9 protein-coding genes and 1 riboswitch are annotated in these 18266 nt (G+C 77.3%); of the genes, 2 read left to right on the top strand and 7 right to left on the bottom strand.

Annotation, left to right across the window (positions count from 1 at the left end):
- Positions 1-136 precede the first annotated feature (136 nt).
- The 5 genes from AB0O09_RS15745 to AB0O09_RS15725 all read right to left on the bottom strand — a co-directional run bounded on the left by AB0O09_RS15745 (position 137) and on the right by AB0O09_RS15725 (position 12743).
- Positions 137-2065 carry a hypothetical protein gene (locus AB0O09_RS15745; RefSeq protein ID WP_363542246.1) on the bottom strand — a complete coding sequence of 643 codons (1929 nt, stop codon included), beginning with the start codon at positions 2063-2065 and terminating at the stop codon, positions 137-139.
- Positions 2062-5625: a DUF5682 family protein gene (locus tag AB0O09_RS15740; RefSeq protein ID WP_363542278.1), complete on the bottom strand. Its 3564-nt coding sequence runs from the start codon at positions 5623-5625 to the stop codon at positions 2062-2064. Before AB0O09_RS15740 ends, AB0O09_RS15745 begins: the two co-directional genes overlap by 4 nt.
- A 29-nt stretch (positions 5626-5654) precedes the next feature.
- Complete coding sequence (locus tag AB0O09_RS15735; RefSeq protein ID WP_363542277.1) at positions 5655-6782, bottom strand: AAA family ATPase; 1128 nt, start codon at positions 6780-6782, stop codon at positions 5655-5657.
- Positions 6783-6960: 178 nt separating this feature from the next.
- On the bottom strand, positions 6961-11880 hold the full coding sequence (locus tag AB0O09_RS15730) for a DNA-binding protein (protein WP_363542245.1): 4920 nt from the start codon (positions 11878-11880) through the stop codon (positions 6961-6963).
- Positions 11877-12743, bottom strand: a complete 867-nt coding sequence (locus AB0O09_RS15725; protein WP_363542244.1) for a DUF4132 domain-containing protein — start codon at positions 12741-12743, stop codon at positions 11877-11879. Before AB0O09_RS15725 ends, AB0O09_RS15730 begins: the two co-directional genes overlap by 4 nt.
- Before the next feature lie 391 nt (positions 12744-13134).
- Here AB0O09_RS15725 and AB0O09_RS15720 point away from each other — a divergent pair, with 391 nt between their 5' ends.
- Positions 13135-13620, top strand: coding sequence for a hypothetical protein (locus AB0O09_RS15720; RefSeq protein ID WP_363542243.1), 486 nt, complete (start codon positions 13135-13137; stop codon positions 13618-13620).
- 62 nt (positions 13621-13682) lie between these two features.
- Here the strand turns inward: AB0O09_RS15720 and AB0O09_RS15715 are convergent, their stop codons facing one another.
- The gene (locus tag AB0O09_RS15715; RefSeq protein ID WP_363542242.1) at positions 13683-14444 is read right to left on the bottom strand and encodes a potassium channel family protein; all 762 of its coding nucleotides are present in this window, start codon (positions 14442-14444) and stop codon (positions 13683-13685) included.
- A 178-nt stretch (positions 14445-14622) separates the two neighbouring features.
- Positions 14623-16464: a hypothetical protein gene (locus AB0O09_RS15710; protein WP_363542241.1), complete on the bottom strand. Its 1842-nt coding sequence runs from the start codon at positions 16462-16464 to the stop codon at positions 14623-14625.
- Positions 16465-16599: 135 nt separating this feature from the next.
- Positions 16600-16691: riboswitch (ZMP/ZTP riboswitch) on the top strand.
- A 20-nt stretch (positions 16692-16711) separates the two neighbouring features.
- Between AB0O09_RS15710 and AB0O09_RS15705 the strand changes: the two genes are divergently transcribed.
- Positions 16712-18184, top strand: coding sequence for a glycine hydroxymethyltransferase (locus AB0O09_RS15705; RefSeq protein ID WP_363542240.1), 1473 nt, complete (start codon positions 16712-16714; stop codon positions 18182-18184).
- Positions 18185-18266: the final 82 nt, after the last annotated feature.

Genomic DNA, 18266 nt, shown 5'->3' with positions numbered 1-18266 from the left:
GTGGGTCCCGCCCGGTGCGCCGCCGCCGCCCGGACGCCGTGCCGGAGCCGGTGGAGCACCGTGGTCCGCGGAGCGCCGACGGTGCCGGGCCCGGCGGCACCCCTCGGTCGAGGGGCGCCGCCGGGCCCGGACCGGTTCAGCCGGCCGCCGCGTCCGGGGCGTGCCAGGTCGCCCGGACGAGCTCCCGTTCCGCCGCCGTGAGGTGGAGGGCCGCAGCCAGCCACTGCTCGGCGTAGCGGTCGGCGCTCGGGTCGCCGAGCCGGCCGAAGACGTCCCGCTGCCGGCGGTCGGCCTCCTCGGCGAGGGCCGTGGACAGCTCGGCCGCCGCCCGGAAGCCGGTGCGTCGCAGTGCCGCGGCGTCCGTCCGGGCGCCGCCGCTGCGGGCCGCCTCGGCGACCGCGCGCCGTCCGCCCGCGACCGCCAGCTCGACCTGGCGGCGGACCCGCCACAGCGGCGAGTCGCCCAGCGGGTCGGGCCCCGCGGACACCGGCCCCGGCAGCCGGGGCCCGTCACCGTCCGGGGCGGGCACGTGCGTGCCCTGGAGCAGGTCGTAGCCGAGGTCGGCCCGGCCCTGCCACTCGGCCGGCAGCCGCAGCGTGTACGCGGCCCCGGGGACGGGTGCCACCGCCAGCGGACGCAGGGTGGCGGCCCGGTCCGGGTCGACCCGGGCGAGCACCCGCAGCCGCAGGCCGGGGTGGGCGCCGATCCGGGTCAGGTTGGCGGTGTGCGCCAGGTCCGGGTGGCGGTTGACGGCGACCAGCCGGACGAGCGGGCCGTGCGGCTCGCCGGTGGTCCCGTCCACCTCACGGGCGAGCACGCTGTCGGCGGACGCGCCGAGCACCACCAGCTCGCAGCCGACCGGCCGGCGCAGCAGCTCGGTCTGCTCCGGGTCGGCCAGCGGGCCGTCGGCGAGCCGCTCGGCGACGGCCTCCGCCAGCGGGCGGGCGAACAGCTCCGCGAGCGGGCCGGAGCCCCAGTCCATCCCGCCCACCGGATTGGCCCGGACCCCGCGGCCCGAGCCGAGCCGGCCGTCCGCGGACACGGTGGCGCCCGAGATCAGCAGGCCGCCGCGGGACAGCTGGGAGTGGTCCAGGGCCGCCGCGCCGACCGAGACCGGTGCGGTGCCCGCGCCGCGGGCGCGGGACGGCCCGCCGGGCTTGATGTCGGCGATCGACACCCAGCGGCCGTCCTCGGTGACCAGGTGCGTCACCACGCCGCCGTACCCGGTGGCGGTCAGCACCGGCTCGCGGCAGACGCCGTGCACCCGCAGCGCGCCGCCCGGCTTGTACGCCCGCCGGGCGGTGCCGAGCACCGCCCGGTCGGCCGGGCCGGACCGCAGCAGCGCCGTGGTGAGCAGCAGTTCGCGCAGCGCCGCCGCGAGGTCGGCGGTGCGGTGGCTGCTGTAGCGGGCGCGGGCACTGCGCAGTCCGCGGACGACCCGCAGCGCGGCCGCCTCGGCCCGGTGCAGGTCGGCCAGCCGCGCGGTGTGCGCGGCCCGCAGCAGCTCCGCCTGCGGGACGGCCCCGGCCGCGGGCACGCCGGCGGCGAGCGCCGCCGCGGCGGCCGCCCACAGTCCGGCGGCGGCCTGCACCTGGGCGGGCGTCGGCTCGACGGTGGCGGGTGGCTCCGGGGCGGGTTCGGCCCCGGAGCCGCCCGCAGCCGCCGTCGCCGCCGGAGCCGCATCCGGCTCGGACTGCTCCGCCGGCCCGGCCGGTGCCGCGGCCCCGGCGGCGGGCGGGTCGGCGATCGGACAGCAGCCGAGCACCGCCGCCCGGTGCAGGCAGCGCGGGGCGAGCAGACAACTGCACCGCGCCTGCCCCTCCTCGGTCACCGCACCGTCCGGGCCGGGCAGCAGGGTGACCACGGCGTCCTCGCCGCAGCGGACGCCGACGCCCGGTCCGTCCGCCGCGGGGGCGACGGGCAGGGCGGCGTACTGCTCGATCGCCGCGTCGAGCTTCTTGCGCAGACGGGACGTCAGCGACTCCACCGCGGCCGCCAGCACCTCGGGTGCGACGGGCGGCAGCTGGAGGTCCTCGGCAGCGGTCATCGCCTGTACTCCGGTCATCGGGCCTCCCCGCGGAGGCGGTCGCCGACCCAGCGGGCGAGGGCGAGGGGACTGAGGGCGGCCACCGGCATGCCGGCGGCGACGAGCTGACGGGCGACCGGCACCGAGTACCGCGGGGTCCCGGTGTCGTCCAGTGCCGCGCAGCCCATCAGGTGCACCCCGGACGAGGCCAGCGCCCGCACCTCCCCGAGCAGGCCGCCCAGCGGGTAGCCCTCCTCGAAGTCGCTGACGACCGCGACCAGCGTCCGGCTGGGCACGGTGACCAGGGAGCGGGCGTGCGCCAGTGCGGCGGCGATGTGCGTGCCGCCGCCGACCTTGACCTCCAGCAGCAGCGACAGCGGGTCGGAGACCCGCTCCGTCAGGTCGGCGACCTGCGTGGAGAAGGCCAGGAAGTGCGTCGACAGGGTCGGCACGCCGCCCAGCACCGCCGCGGTGAGCGCGGACCAGATCACCGAGGCCTCCATCGAGCCGGAGACGTCGACCACCAGGATCAGCCGCCAGTCGGCCTCCCGCCGCGAGCGGGTGCTGAACACCGGCTGCTCGGGTACGACGACCGTCCGGCCGTCGTCCAGGCGGCGGGTGTGCGCCAGGTTGGCCCGCAGGGTCCGCGGCAGGTCGATCCGGCCGCCGGGGCGGCGGGTCGGCCGCGGGGTGGCCAGGCCGGTGAGGGCGGGCCGGAGCCGGGTGGCGAGCTCGCGGGCGAGCTCGTCGACCAGGCGGCGCACCAGCGGGCGCAGCCGGTTCAGCTGGTGCTCGGGCATGCCGCCGGCCAGGTTGAGCACCGAGGTCAGCAGCTCCATCGAGGGCCGGACGGACGCCGGGTCGAGCTCGGCGAGCACGTCGGTGCGGCCGGAGTCCGCGGCGGCGGCGAGCACCTCCTCGCGTACGTCCGCGCCGAACAGCGCCTCCAGCTCCTCCGACCACTCGCGGGCGGTCGGGAAGGACGCCTCCTGACCGCCGCCGCTGCCGGAGCCGCCGTCGAGGTCGGCGGCGCCCTCGCCGCGGCCGCGGCCGTACAGCTCGTCCAGTGCCTGGGCGTAGCGGCGGGCGCCGTCGGGCAGCCGCTCCGGCTCGCGGCCGAGTAGCAGCCGCCACCGGTCGGCCGCCGACAGCCGGGCCTCGGCCGCGGCGTCGGCAGCGGTGCCCGCGGTCTCCACCGGGGGAGTCTCGGGCTCGTCGGGTGCCGGGGTGGCGGCCGGGGCCGGGGCCGGGGCCGTGGTGCCGGCGCCGGGCAGGCCGAGAGCGGCGAGCGCCTCGGCGGCAGCGGTGTCCGCGGCCGTCCAGAGCGCGAGCAGTCCGGCCGGGGCGGCGAGCGTCAGGTCGGGGCGCTCGCCGAGCCGTTCGGCGACGGTGTCCAGCAGCCGGCCGCGGCCGGCGGGGCTGAGCGCGTCGAAGCCGGCCCGCAGCGCGGGCAGCCGGTCCAGGAAACCGCGGTCGGGCAGCGCGTCGATCCGCTCCAGCAGCGGGCCGAGCGCGTCCGGTGCGTACTGGAGCAGCGGCCCGCCGGCCGTCAGCAGGCCGGTGAGCAGCCGGGCGAGCCGGCGGCGGCCCTCGGGATCGGCGGCGGCGTCGACCCAGCCGGCGGCGCGGGCGCCGAGGCGGTCCGCGGTGTCCAGGTCGAGCAGCACCCGCGCGGCGAGCGCGGCGCCCTGGACGAGCGGGGAGCCGGTGCGGGCGAGCTCGGCGAGGGCGTCGTCCATCCGCAGGCCGAGCCGGTGGTCGCCGGCCCGGGTGGCGAGGGCGACCAGGGCGGTGGCGTCCGCCGGGTCCTCGCTGCCGGCCAGTCCGGGCAGGCCGCGGACGGCCGCGTCCAGCAGGACGGTGGCGAGTTCGGCGGCCCGCTCCCGGCTCCGCTCGGTGGTGCCGGGCAGGTGGGCGAGCCGCAGCGCCTCCAACAGGTCCAGCGCGTCGAGGAGTTCCGGCAGGGTCGCGGAGGCGGGCAGCAACTGCTCGGCCTCGGCGAGCCGTTCGGCGACCAGCGCGGGCAGGTCGCAGCGGGCCGCGGCGCGCAGCCCCTCCAGCAGCTGGGTGCAGGTCGGTCCGCCGTCCGCGGACTGCCGGCGGGCGGTCTCCCGCAGGGTGCCGGCGGCGGCGAGTTCGGCGGTGACGCCGCGGACGCCGGCCAGGTCGAGCCGGGCGGCCGCGGACGGCGTCCAGGCGATCCGCCAGCGGGTGCTGAGCGCGGAGCCGTCGCCGGTGCCGGAGACCTCGATCTGCTTGCCGTAGCCGATCCCGCAGACCGCGAGGCGCTGCAGCAGCACCTCGCGGCGCCCGTCCAGCGGGGAGCGCAGCGGGTCGAGGCGCAGCTCGCGGGAGTCCGGGTCCTCCGGGTCGGGCAGGCGCAGGGCGGCGAGCTCGGCCTCGACGGACGGGCCGAGGCCGGAGCGCGGGGTGCCCGGGGCGAGCCGGCCGCGGTCGGCGCCGACCAGCACCGCCTCCAGCGCCTTGGCGAGCGCCCGGCCGCGGCCGAGCGGCTCGCCCTGGCCGAGGACGGCGGTGACGGCCTCCAGCAGTTCGCCGCGGCCGGGCGCGGGCAGGCCGCGCAGCCGGGCGAGGTCGCCGGCCAGCCGCAGGGTCTCGGCGGCCTCGCCGGTGCCGGCCGGGTGCCCGGCCTTCCTCAGCTCCCGGCAGATGTCGGTGATCGCCCGGGCGGCGGCCGCCTCGACCTGCTCCGGGTCGCCCTGGGCGGTGAGCACGGCCTGCTGCCACTTGGGGTCGCGGATGCCCGCCGGATAACCGGAGCGGGCGTCCAGCAGGTCGAAGGTGTACGGGACGAGCGAGGTGACCGGACCGCCCTCGGCCGGGGCCTCGGGCGCGTCCTCCGCCACCTCCGCCGCGGTCTCCTCCAGGGCGGTCAGCGCCGGCCCGTGGAAGGCGCCGACGACCGCGGCGACCCGGCGTCCGCCGGCCGCCGCCGCGGCGATCACCCGGCGCATGTGCGCCTCGCGGGCGAGGTCCCCGGCGGGCACGCCGCCGCGTCCGGCGGCGTCGCGGCGCAGCGCCCAGCCGACGGCCAGGGCGGCACGGCGGACGGCCTCCGGCTCGCTGCCGGGGGCCCGCACCTCGACGGAGCGGTCCCACAGGTCGTCGCCCTCGCGGCCGGTGCCGGCCGCCTCCAGCGCGTCGGCGTAGGCCGGCGCGGCCGGGCGGCCGGGCGCGTCGGCCGCCCCGGACGGCGCCCAGCCCTTGTCGGCGAGCGGCAGGTCGCAGCAGCGCACCTCGACGCCGTGCTCGCGGGCCCAGCGCAGGGCGGCGAGCTCGGGCGAGAAGTCCGCGAACGGGTAGAAACCGAGGTGCCCGCCCTCGTCGGCCCCGGCGAGGGCGACGGGGGCGACGGTGCCCGGGTCGGCGAGGTGCGGCAGCCAGCGCTGGAAGTCGGCGGGCAGCTCGACGCAGACCACCTGCGGGTCGGCCTTGTCGAGCAGCGCCGGCACCACCGCGGCGAGCGCCGGGCTGTGGTGCCGGACACCGATCAGGTGGGGCCGGGCGGAGGCGGCGAGCGCCTCCACCGCCTCCCGCGGGTCCGCGGTGTCCGCCGGGGGGTTCCCGGTGGTGCCCACGGTGGTGTCCTCAGTGGTACGGGGGTCGGTCACCGCAGGTTCTCCCGCAGGTCCCACAGACGGCGCCACATCGCGGAGCCGTCCTCGGCGCGGCGGCGCACCGGGCCGTCCCAGTAGCCGAGCAGGCGGCCGTGGTCGGCCGGGTCGTCCTTGCGGACGGCGCCGAGCAGGTGGCCCGGGACCAGGTCGAGGACGTCGCCGCCGGGCAGGTAGGCGCGGGCCAGGCCCAGCGAGGCGGCGACGTGCACGGCCTCCGCGGTGGACATCACGGTGCCGGGCCGCTCGACGTCCCAGCCCTCGGCGGAGCGGCCGGTGCGCAGGTCGCGGAAGACGGTGACCAGCACGTCGAGGACGGCGTCGTCGACGCCGAACGCGGCACCGGCGCGCTGCACGGCGGCGGTGGCCTGGGTGCGGACGAGCTGGGTCTCCGCGCCGGCGTCGGCGATCGGGTGCACCGTCTCGAAGTTGAAGCGGCGCTTGAGCGCGGCGGACATCTCGGAGACGCCGCGGTCGCGCAGGTTCGCGGTGGCGATCACGGTGAAGCCGGGGACGGCGGCGACGGTCGCGTCCGCGGTGCCGGCGAGCTCCGGGACGCTGACCCGGCGGTCGGAGAGGATCGACACCAGCGCGTCCTGCACCTCGGGCAGGCAGCGGGTGACCTCCTCGATCCGGGCCACCCGGCCGGTGCGCATCGCGGTCATCACCGGCGAGGCGACCAGCGCCTGCGGGGTGGGGCCCTGGGCGAGCAGCAGCGCGTAGTTCCAGCCGTAGCGGAAGGCGTCCTCGGTGGTGCCGGCGGTGCCCTGCACGGTCAGCTCGCTGGTGCCGCTGACCGCGGCGGACAGCAGCTCGGAGAGCATCGACTTGGCGGTGCCGGGCTCGCCGACGAGCAGCAGGCCGCGCTCGCCCGCCAGGGTGACCACGCAGCGCTCCACCAGGGCGCGCTCGCCGACGAACTTCGGCGCGAGGACCAGCTTGGCGGGCAGCGCGCCGTCCTTGCGGCGCTTCGGCGGCAGGGCGAGCGCCTCGCCGTCGCTGCCGCACACGAAGGTGACCACCGCGGCCGGGGTCAGCGCCCAGCCGGGCGGGCGGGGGCCCTCGTCGTACGCGGCGAGGAAGGCGAGCTCCTGGGCGTACCGCTCCTCGGCGGGCAGGATCTGCCGGGCAGGCGGGGCGGCCTGACCGGTCGTCGGCTCGGAGAGGTCGGTCGGGGTCGTCGGGTACGTCGGGTTCGTCGGAGACACAGCGTCGGTCCTTCGGTCCGGGGAAAGGGGAACAACGGGTGGGGCCGGGGGTGCGGCGGTGTGCCGCACCCCTGGGGTCGCCGGCGCTCGGTCAGCGGCGGCGGCCGCGGCGGGCCTTGGGCGCCTTCAGTTCGCCGAAGCGCGGCAGGTCGCCGTCGAGCAGGCGCTGCCAGGCCCGTCGGTACAGCTCCGCGGCCGGCTCGGCCGGCAGCAGCACGCCGAGCGCGGTGGAGCCGCCGCCGAGCAGCGGGAGCTTCCAGGTCTCCAGCGGCAGGTGCGGGCTGCGCTGCTCCGTCCAGCCGCCGGGCAGGAAGAGCGTCCGGCCGGCGCGGGTGCGGGAGGCCTGCACGACCAGGTCGGTCGCGGCGAGTTCGGCCCGGGCCGCCTTCAGACGGGCCGGCTTCCAGCCCGTCCAGCGGGCGGTGTTGCGGTCCGTCGGGTCGGGCATGGCCAGCAGCATCAGGTACAGCGCGGCGGCGTCCGCGCCGAGGCCGTGCCGGGCGGCGGCCTCCTCGACGAGGTCGGGCACCGAGCGGGACGGGTCCTGCGGCCACCAGGTGCCGTCCGCACCGCGCTCGCCGGCCGCCGGGTCGCCCGGGTCGCCGAGCAGCGCCTCGAAGCCGGGCGAGCGGACGGTCTTCAGCGCCGCCTCCGCCGGGAAGGGCTCGCCGGCGTTCTCCCGCAGCGCGGGCAGGTACGGGTCCTCGCCGGCCGCGTCCAGCAGGGCGGTGCGGATGCCCGGCGCGGGCTGGCTGTCGTGGGTCGCCATGACGACCGCGCCGTACCGCTCGTAGCCCTCGCCGACCTCGGTCGGCGCGCCGGCGACCTTGCGGAAGCTCGGCAGGCTGACGTAGCGGCCCAGGTCGAGCATCAGCCCCGGGTGGGAGAGCCGGTCGCGGACGGCGGCCAGCGCGGCGGGCAGCGAGGCCCGCAGCGGGTCGCCGGCGGGCAGCCGGTGGGCCAGCCACCCGGCCATCGCCACCGCGCCGACCAGCGTCGCGGCGGTGAAGCCGGAGCCCGGCTCGACCGGCACCACCCGGTCCCGCTGGACGTGCCACTCCAGGTCCGTCGTCAGGTCCTTCGAAGCGGCCGGGTCCAGGACGGCGCCCAGCGCCGCACGGGACGCCCAGCCGGTGCGGACCGCGCGGACGGCCTCCGCGAGCAGCGCCTCCGGGACGGCGACGCGGCGGCCCAGCTTCTCGTTCCACACCGCCGCGGCGGCCTCGACGTCCGGGCCCACCGTCCAGAGCAGCGCCGGGTCGGCCGGCACCAGGGCGGTGAGCAGCTGGCGCCGGGTGGCGGCGCCCAGCGAGCGCAGCTCGTCCCGGGCGACCGCCGCGTCGGCGACCTTCAGCCCGAGCAGCGCCCGGGTGTCGGCGGGCAGGAAGTTGCGCTCCCACTTCTCGACCTGCGGCAGACCGGCCACCACCAGGGCGGCCATGGTGCCGGTGACACCGGTGAGTTCGGCGAACCGCTCGGCGGCCTCCGGGAACCACGGGGCGGGCTCGCGGTCCGCGGCGTACGCCAGCAGCGCGGCCGCCCGGTCGTTCCCGGTGCCCTCCAGCGGCTCGCAGGAGAGCAGGGTGTACGGCGCCGGCGCCTCGAAGCGGCCGGACGGGTCGTGGAAGAGCACGGTCGACTCGGTGTCGCCGTTGGCCGCCACGTCGCCGTCGACGAACAGCAGGAACGCGCCGCCGCCGAGCGGCAGCAGCATGTCGCGGTCGCCGTTGCGGGTCGAGCCGTCGCGGTCGGCCAGGTGGACGGCCCCGACGTGCAGCCTGGCGGTGCGCCAGTGCGCCGTCCCCGTCGGGTCGGTGAGGCCCACCCCGGACAGCACCTCGTACAGGCCGCGCAGCGCCGCGCGGTCCTCGGGGGTGCTGGTGGCGGACACCGCGCGCAGCGCGGTCGCGGCGGTCAGCCGGGGCAGCTGCTCCCAGTCCACCCGCACGTACGGGGTCTCCGTGGCGTCCAGGTGCACCGTGCCCGGGGCCGCGGCCTCGGCCTCGGGGGAGGCCGCCCGGGCCAGGAAGCGCACCTGCTCGGCGGTGTAGCGGCTCTGCTGGGTGTTGTACCAGTTGGACGCCATGCCGAGGCCGCTGAGCGCCGTCTGCAGCTCCTGGTCGCCGGGGCCGGGGGCCTCCTCGACCGGGGCGGCGCCGCCGGAGAGCTCCAGCTCCAGGCGCTCGGCGACGGCGGTGAGCCGCTGCTGCGGGGCGGCGGCGTAGCGCAGCAGTCCGGCGATGCCGGCCAGCAGCCGCTCGTCGGTGACCTCCGGCAGGATCGCGCGGATCGCCGCGGTGAGCTCCGCGGGGCGCTGCGGGTCGTCCTCGGCGGCGGCCTTGAGCAGGGCGGCGGCCGTGCCGTCGTCGAGCCGGCGCAGCGCGGCGGAACCCTGCGGGTCGCGCGGCTGCAGGTAGTGCCAGTAGCGCAGCGGCGGCAGGATCAGGGTGCCCTCGGCGAACACGCCGGGGACGTCGTCGGTGCGGACGGTCGCGGTGGTGGCGCCGTCCGCGTCGACCAGCCGGACGCCGTAGGTGCCGTCCCGGACGACGGCCTGCGGCCGGTCGGCGCCGGGGAACTGCACCAGGCGCAGCGGGCAGCCCCGGCCGGGCGGCAGGGTGATGCCGCGTCCGGCGAGGTCCTCGCCGCGGTGCGAGCCGTCGGGCAGGGTGAGGGTGCGCCAGCCGAGCAGGCCGTCCACCGGCGCGCCGGAGGGGGTGGTGTCACCGGTCGGCGCGGGCATCACCCAGCCGCCGCAGGCCTTGCTGCCCGCGGGGGCGTCCTTCAGCGCGTCGGCGAGGAAGGCGGGGTCGGCGGCCCGGCCGACGGTGTCGGTCGCCGGGTCGTACTCGTGCCAGGTGGAGGGGGCGTCGCCGCCCGGGTCGGCCCACACCCAGAAGGAGCGGCCGTCGCCGATGATCCGGCGCTCGCCGGGCAGTGCGGTGTCCCCGGCGTGCACGGTGCCCTTGCCGCCGGTGCGCCCGCCGCCGTCGAGCGGCAGGCCGTGGCTGTTCAGCGAGCCCAGCCAGTAGGTGCGGGTACCGCGCCGGGAGGTGTTCTCGGGCATGGTGAACACGCGGTCCGCGGCGGTGTGCCAGTAGCCGAGGAAACGGCGGTTGTTGGCCTGCGACTGCCAGTGGACGAGCAGCGAGCCGTCCACGTAGTGGAAGCCGGTCTCGGAGGAGTCCCCGGCGGGGATCCGCAGGTCGTGGCGGAGCACGGTGCCGTCGGCGCCGAGCACCCGGGCCTGCGAGGGACCGGCCGCGATCAGGTGCGGCCAGGCGTCGGCGACGACGATGTCGTCGACGTCCTTGCGGGCGACGAGCTCCGCGGCGGCCTCGTCCCAGGCGGGCCAGCCCAGCTCGTCGATCACGCCGGCGCGCAGCGAACGGGCGACCACCGCCGACAGGTCGGTGGAGGCCGCGGCGCGGACCTCCTCCTCCGCCAGCACCAGCACCTCGCCCGGCAGCCAGCCGAGCTTCTGGAAGGCGTTCGGCAGCTCGGGCAGGCCGGCGGCGCGGGGCTGCCGGGCGACACCGGCCATCCACTCGGCGAGCATCGGCCGGCCGCCCGGCGAGCTCGCCAGCAGGGCGAAGGCGCGCCGTCCGTCGACGTCGTTGTTGATCCGGTCGGCGCCGTTGCGGAACGCCGGCCGGAAGCGCGGGTCGGCCTCCAGCGCGGTCAGGTCGCGCTGCTCGTCCTCCTGCGCCCAGACGTCCAGCCGCAGCGCGGTGTGCTCGGCCGGGTCGGCGACCGGCACGCCGAGGGCGAGCAGGGTGTCCAGCAGGTTGACGTCGGTCTCGGTGACGCGCACCGCGGTGCCGGCCGCCAGGTGCTCGGCGCGCAGGCGCTCCGCGGCCCGTTCGACCAGCGGCAGCAGCGCGGGTATCCGGGCGCGGGTGCCCCAGCGGTGGTTGCGCCAGCCGAGGAAGCGCTCGAACCAGCCGGCGGTGCCGTCCGCCGGGCGCTCCTCGTCCGGCACGTCCTCGTACAGGCCGGCGGCCGCGCCCGACTCGACGAGGACGTCCAGCCACAGGCCCGACAGCTCGGGGTCGTACCCGGTCGGCATCAGGTCGAGCAGCCGGCCGCGGGCGGACGGCGTGCGGCCGAGCGCCACCAGGGCGTCGCGGTGGCGCTTCCACCAGCCGGCGGCGGCGCGCAGCGTGGCGGGCAGCGCCAGCAGCTCGTCCAGGTAGGCGGCCTCGGCGGCCTCCGGGTCGGCGCCGGCCGCGCGGGCCAGCCGGCGCAGGTCGGTGGCCATCACGGCGGACGGCTCCAGGCCGCCCGCGGTGCGCCGCACGCACAGCCGGCGGAAGCGGTCGAAGGCCTCCGCGGCGGGCACCCGGGCGCTCAGCTCCTTGGCGTACCCGGACAGCACCTTGACGGGCAGTGCACCGGCCAGCGCGAACTCCAGGAAGACCGCGTCGAGGCGCTGCTCGTCCAGGACGAGGCCGTGCTGCGCCTCGGCCTTGCGGGCGCGGGCGAACATCTGGGCGGCGAACTGGCTGTTCTCGGCACCGAGGAAGACCCGGCCGGCCTGCTCGTAGTAGGTCGGCAGGAAGTGCGGCACCGCCTCGGCCAGCCGCTCGGCGAGCTGCTGGTAGGCCTCCAGGGCGGCCTTCGGGCGAGAGGCGGCCTGCTTGGCGATCCGCTCCAGCTCGGGCACGATGCCCAGCGCGTGGTGGCCGTCCTCCGGGTGGTGGGCGAGCACCCACTCCGGGAAGCCCAGGGCCTGGCGCAGCCCGAGGCCGACCTCGGCCGGCTCGGCGTCCGGCTGCAGGCCGAGGAAGCCCACGGCCTGGTCCTCGGCGGCGCCCAGCTCGGCGGGCACCAGCCGCACCACGATCCGGCCGTCCAGACCGGGGTGGCGGTAGGTGCGGGCGGTCAGCGGCACCGCCCGCTCGCCGGCGCCGGCGGTGCCGGGCGGCAGCACGGCCCCGGCCTGCAGCAGCTCGGCGGCCTGCTCCTCGGTCATCGTGCGGCCCGTCCCCGTGTCCTCGTGCGTGCTCATGCGTTCTTCCCCTCCTGGACCGTGCGGCCCGCGTACAGCGCGGCGGCCATCCGCATCCCCTCCGACCAGGCGACCGGCCCGACCTCGGGCAGCGTCAGCGCCCGGCCCTCGGTGTCGCGCCAGCACAGCGCGCCGGTCTCCGAATCGCCGTCCCAGTAGGGCTCGCCGATCCACACGGCCGGTTCGACCGTCCGCTCGCCGTCCCGGACCCGGGTGGTGGCGTAGCCGCCGGAGACCCGGTGGCCGAGCGCGGTGGCGCGGGCGGCCAGGCCGAACCGCGACGGGAATTTGCCGCCGGCGAAGTCCTTCACCTCGGTGGCCTTCTCCGCCACCTCGTCGGGCTTGCGGAAGGTCGCCCGGTGGATCTGGTCGACGCCCTGGACGACGCCGAGCTCGGCCGCGAACTCCCGCAGGTCCTCCAGGTCCTCCAGCAGCACCGGGTGCGGCAGGGTGACCGTGGCGGGGGAGATGCGGACGGTCTCGCCGTCCAGGTCGACGAGCCGCAGCTCGCCGTCGGCGGTGGCGTCGCGCAGGAAGCCCACCTCGTCCTCGCCGTCGCCGACGACCACCAGGTCGCGCAGCGCGGCCTGCCAGGCCTCGTCCGGCCAGACCCGGGCGAGCAGCCCGGTCGGTACCGGCAGCGAGGACACCATCCAGGCGTCCACCTGCTCCCGGCAGGAAGCCGCGTGGCGCTCCAGCCAGGTCGCGAACCGGCGCAGCCGATCCGTCTCCGGGTGCTCCCGCACCGCCTTCGGCAGCGACTTCAGCTGCCTGCCCGCGGAGCGGCCGGACGTCGACCGCGCCGTCACCCGGCCCTCCACCAGGGCGACCTCGTACCCGTCGCCCGCCGCCACCCAACCCATTACGGCCCCACCTCGTGCTCTGCCAAGTCGTCGGAAACCCCCGCAGCCGACCGGGGGTCACGACACCCCGCCGCGGTGATGTCGGAAACCTAGCGCCACCCGCGGACAACGCTTCCCGCCGAGCGGTACACGGACCGCCGGGCGGCGCTCCGGCAGGGGTCGCGGAGGGAGACGGCGGGCCGGTCCGCGGGGTTGCGGCCGGCCGGACGCGGTGTGCGGCGGGCCCGCGCACGGCCCGCGTCCGAGGGTTCGTCGCTGCACGCACCAGACGGTCGCCGCCACGCGGAGAACCCCGCCGCCGCCCGGCGCGCCGCCCGGCGACTGTGCCGCAGATCACATTGAATGGGGGGAGTCTGACGGTCCGTCACCCAGGGACCCCGAGGAGGGAACCGTGCACGCAGGACTCGACTCCGCGCGCCTGCTGCGCCTGATGGCGCGCACCGACGCCAGGCTCTGGGAGATCCTCTTCCCGCACCTGCCGCTCACCGCCCGCGCCGCGTCCGACCTCAACCCGCAGCCGCTGCCGCCGGCCGAACTGCTCGGCGCCGCCGCGCGCCGCACCGCGGCCGCGGTCGCCGACGCCGCCGTCGCCGTGCACGCGGCGGGCGGGGACGCCCGCGCGGTGCTGCAGGACGCGGACGGGGACTGGTGCCCGACCCCGCCCTACCAGGTGATCCCGTGGCCGAAGAAGTGGCCGCTGCCCTGGCCGCCCGGCGAGCCGTACCCGATCGACCCGCAGTGGGCGGGCCCCGCCGTCCAGGCCACCGCCGGCATGGTCCTGTACTCCTACGCCGAGGGCATCGCCGACAAGGAGCTCCACACCGCCCTGGAGGAGTCCGCCGGGAAGCTGCTCGGCGCCGCGCTGAACGGCGGCTGACGCCGCGACGGCCGCACGCCGCCCCGCGGGCCGGCCGGCCGTACGGCGCCCGCGCGGGCCGGTCAGGCGCTCGGGACGCGCTCGGCGGGCTCCCCGCCGGGCTCCGCCTGCCGGCTCAGCTCGGCGAGCTCGCGCCGCAGCTCGCGGACCTCTGCGGTGAGGTCCTGGATCGCCCGGTGGTTGAGGTGGTCCAGCCGGTCCTCCGCCTCGAACCGGGCCACGAACCAGGCCGCGATGTTGGCCGTCACCACACCGAGCAGCGCGATACCCGACAGCATCAGCGCGACCGCCAGCAGCCGCCCGATGCCGGTGGTCGGCGTCAGGTCCCCGTAGCCCACCGTCGTCATGGTGGTGAACGACCACCAGAGGGCGTCGCCGAGGGTGCGGATGGACGCGTGCGGCGAGCTCCGCTCGATCTCCAGGATCGCCAGCGAACCGAACACCAGCAGCCCCAGCACCACGCCCGCCACGTAGGTCGTCAGCCGCACCTGCGAGGCCATCCGCACCCGCTGACCCGCCAGCAGCAGCGTCGACACCAGCCGCAGCAACCGCAGCGGCTGCACCAGCGGCAACAGCACCGAGGCGAGGTCCAGCGGGCTGCGGCGGACGAACTCCCACCGCCGCTCCGCCAGCACCAGCCGGGTCGCGTAGTCCAGCGCGAAGACCGCCCACACCGCCCACTCGGCCCAGGCCGCACCCTGCAGCACCCACCCGGGCGCCTGCGGCGCGAGCACCGGCACCGCGTAGGCGACGGCGAACAGCACGGACAGCGCGATGAGCGGGAGCTGCGTGTGCCGCTCCCAGCGTTCGCGTCGGGTCGTCATGGCAGGTCTTCCTCCACGGGCGGGAGCGGCAGGGCCCGGGCCGGACCGCCGCGCCGCCCGCCACACCGCCCGGCGCACCCCTCGCACGCCGGCGGCCGCCGCCGTGCCGGACGAACACCCTGGTCAACAGCCCCACGGGCATCCTCCCACGGCAGCGCGCCGCCGATCACCGCGATCGTCAGGGCCGAGCCGTCCCCGACTCCTGCACCCGCCCCTGCAACGTCCGGGACAGCTCCGCCACGCACGCCGCCAGCTGCGCCGTCGTCAGCTGCGCCGGATCGCCGCCGCACCCGCCGCCGGACGCGGGCGCCTGCGCGGTGGGCGCCGGTGCGGACGGCGCGGGCGCCGTCGCCGAGGGCGCCGGGGTCGCGGGGGCCGGGGTCGGCTGCCCGCCGGGCGCGGTGATGCTGCCGTTCAGCGACACCAGGTTCGGCTTCACCGTGGCGTCGCCCGACAGGTCGATGTAGTCCTGGGTCTGCCCGTTGAAGTCCACGAACCCGCGCCACATGTCCCGGCCGAACGGGACGATCTCCTGCAAGGCCCCGCCCGCGCCGGCGCTGATGGTGATCGAGGTCTGCTGCGCCATGTAGGACACCATCCGGCTCGCCAGCACGTCCAGGTTCACCGACGGGGCGTCGTCGCCGCGCACGTACACGTGCAGGTCGTTCAGGCCGCCGCCGGTCCGGTCCGCCTGCAGCACCGCGAAGGCCACCACCAGCTGCGAGGAGCTCTCCCGCGGCACCAGCGGCGTCACGTAGTACAGGTGGCCGTCCTTCTTCGACCGCAGCAGGAACTCGCCCGGGTTGTCCGCGTTCGTCGAGGCCGAGGTGTGGGAGTAGCCGAAGCCGCGGTCGTCCTTCGCGCCGCGCCCGCCCAGCCACTGCACCTCGTGGATCTGCGCGCGCACCACCGAGCCCGGGTACACCGCTCCCGGCAGCTCGCCCGGCGCGACCTCCTCGCGGTACGTCATGTCCGGCCTGCCGTCCGCCGAACCGCGCAGCACCAGCACCCCCGCCGGCTCCACCACGGTGCGCTGCATCCAGCCGATCTGCCGGGCCACCGAGATCACCACCACCGGCCGGGCCGTCCGCGGGTCCGGGCCGTCGCAGTACCCCCAGATGTCCTGCTCGCTGTAGACCAGCCCGGGGAACCGCTCGGCGAGCAGGTTGCGCAAACTGTTGGCGCCCGTCCCGGAGAAGGCCCGGTCGAAGGCGCGGTCGCCGCCGAACGCGCAGGTGGCCACCGTGTTCGAGCGGCCGTCCCAGACCGCGACGCCCTCCATCGGCTGCTCGCCGGAGCCGTCCAGGAGGGCCGTCCACACCCCGCCGCCCTGCGAGGCGTCCGGCAGGTAGTGCAGGCTGTGCCCCATCAGGTGCACCCCGGAGGCCAGACCGGCGCTGTCGGTGAGCGCCTTGGTCGCCGCCGCGTACGAGGCGGTGCGTGCCTCGAAGTCGAAGTCGGGCATCGGCGCGGTCTTCACGCAGGCCGGCACGTCGGCGGTGCCGACCAGGTCGCAGCGGCCGCCGTCGCCCGTGCGGGTGTGCTCGGTGACCGCCAGCACCGAACGCGGCACGGCCGATCCGCCGGCCGGGACGTCCAGCACCGTCGCCCGGGCGTAGTACCGGCCGGCGTCCTTGTCGTCGTCCCACATCCCGGTGCCCGCCCGCACCAGTGAACCCACCGTCGCGAGCACCACCACCGCCAGTACGAGCCGCACCCGCCACCCGCGGAACCCGGCCCCCGACTCGTCCGCGACGAAGGCGACGCCCCACACCGTGCCGAGCAGCCCCACCGCCACCCACAGCCAGAACAGCGGCGCCGCGTCCAGCGGCCCGCCGTGCGGGAACAACTCCTGCTCGACCAGCAGCACGTAACTCTGGTCCTGCTGGCCGAACCCGCCGAACAGGAAGTGCTTCACCACCCACACCAGCAGGGCCACCAGCGGCATCCACAGCCACCAGACGGCCAGCGCGAGCACCCCGCGCCGCACCACGCCCTTGCGGACATCACGCTTCGTCATGCCGTCCCCCGTTCGTCCCCGTCGCCCGCCCCCGGTGCACGGGCCCCCGCAGCGTCCCTTCCCATCCCGCCCGCAGGGCAAGCCCGTCCGCGGAACGGACCCCCGCGCCGCCCGCCCCGCACGGTTGGTACGCTCCCGGTGAGCCGTGACTGGCGCGCAGGGATGGATTCGACCATCGGGGAGCGGCTCCGTGTCTCACGTTGTCGCCGTGCGCCTGGGCCGTCCGAGTCGTCACGAGGAGACAGCCTTGGCCACGCCCGGCTACCCCGCCGCACCCCACACCGCCGTCGACCCCACCGCGGGCACCGCCTTCCGCAGCGCCGTCGACGCCGTCCGCGCCGTCGAGCCCCGGGTCGCCGACGCCATCGGCGCCGAGATCCAGGACCAGCGCGCCTCCCTCAAGCTCATCGCCAGCGAGAACTACGCCTCCCCGGCGGTGCTGCTCGCCATGGGCAACTGGTTCAGCGACAAGTACGCCGAGGGCACCGTCGGCCGCCGCTTCTACGCCGGCTGCCGCAACGTCGACACCGTCGAGGCCCTCGCCGCCGAGCACGCCCGCGAACTCTTCGGCGCCGAACACGCCTACGTCCAGCCGCACTCCGGCATCGACGCCAACCTCGTCGCCTTCTGGGCCGTGCTCTCCCAGCGGGTCGAGAGCCCCGCCCTGCACCGCGCCGGCGTCCGCCAGGTCAACGACCTCACCGACGAGGACTGGGCCGAACTCCGCCGCGAACTCGGCAACCAGCGCCTGCTCGGCATGTCCCTGGACTCCGGCGGCCACCTCACCCACGGCTTCCGCCCCAACATCTCCGGCAAGATGTTCGACCAGCGCAGCTACGGCACCGACCCGGCCACCGGCCTCGTCGACTACGACGCGCTGCGCGCCACCGCCCGCGAGTTCCGCCCGCTCATCCTGGTCGCCGGCTACTCCGCCTACCCGCGGCTGGTCAACTTCCGCCTGATGCGCGAGATCGCCGACGAGGTCGGCGCCACCCTGATGGTCGACATGGCGCACTTCGCCGGCCTGGTCGCGGGCAAGGTCCTCACCGGCGACTTCGACCCGGTGCAGCACGCCCAGATCGTCACCACCACCACCCACAAGTCGCTCCGCGGCCCGCGCGGCGGCATGGTGCTGTGCACCTCCGAACTGGCCGAGCACGTCGACCGCGGCTGCCCGATGGTCCTCGGCGGCCCGCTCTCGCACGTGATGGCCGCCAAGGCCGTCGCCCTCGCCGAGGCCCGCCGCCCCGAGTTCCGCAGCTACGCGCAGCAGGTCGTCGACAACGCCCGGGCCCTCGCCGACGGCCTGCTGCGCCGCGGCGCCACCCTGGTCACCGGCGGCACCGACAACCACCTGGTGCTGATCGACGTCTCCGGCTACGGCCTGACCGGCCGCCAGGCCGAGGCCGCCCTGCTGGACTCCGGCGTGGTCACCAACCGCAACTCGGTGCCCAACGACCCGAACGGCGCCTGGTACACCTCCGGCGTCCGGATCGGCACCCCCGCCCTCACCACCCGCGGCCTCGGCACCGCCGAGATGGACGAGATCGCCGACCTCATCGACACCGCCCTGCGCGGCACCGCCCCGGCCACCACCGCCGCCGGCGCACCCTCCAAGGCCCAGTACGTGCTGGACCCCCAGGTCCGGAACGCCGTCGCCAAGCGCGCCGCCGACCTGCTCGCCGGCTTCCCGCTCTACCCGGGCCTCGACCTGGCCTGACACCCCGTCCTGCCCCGCGGCGGCCGGCCGTTGCCCGTTCCGGCCGGGGGGCCCCGGGGCCCGCGGCCGCGCACCCCCGCGT

The organism is Kitasatospora sp. NPDC093679 (assembly GCF_040683455.1).
Lineage (GTDB): Bacteria > Actinomycetota > Actinomycetes > Streptomycetales > Streptomycetaceae > Kitasatospora > Kitasatospora arboriphila.
Note: the sequence above shows the minus strand (reverse complement) of the source record. Positions and strands in the feature narration are given on the sequence as shown.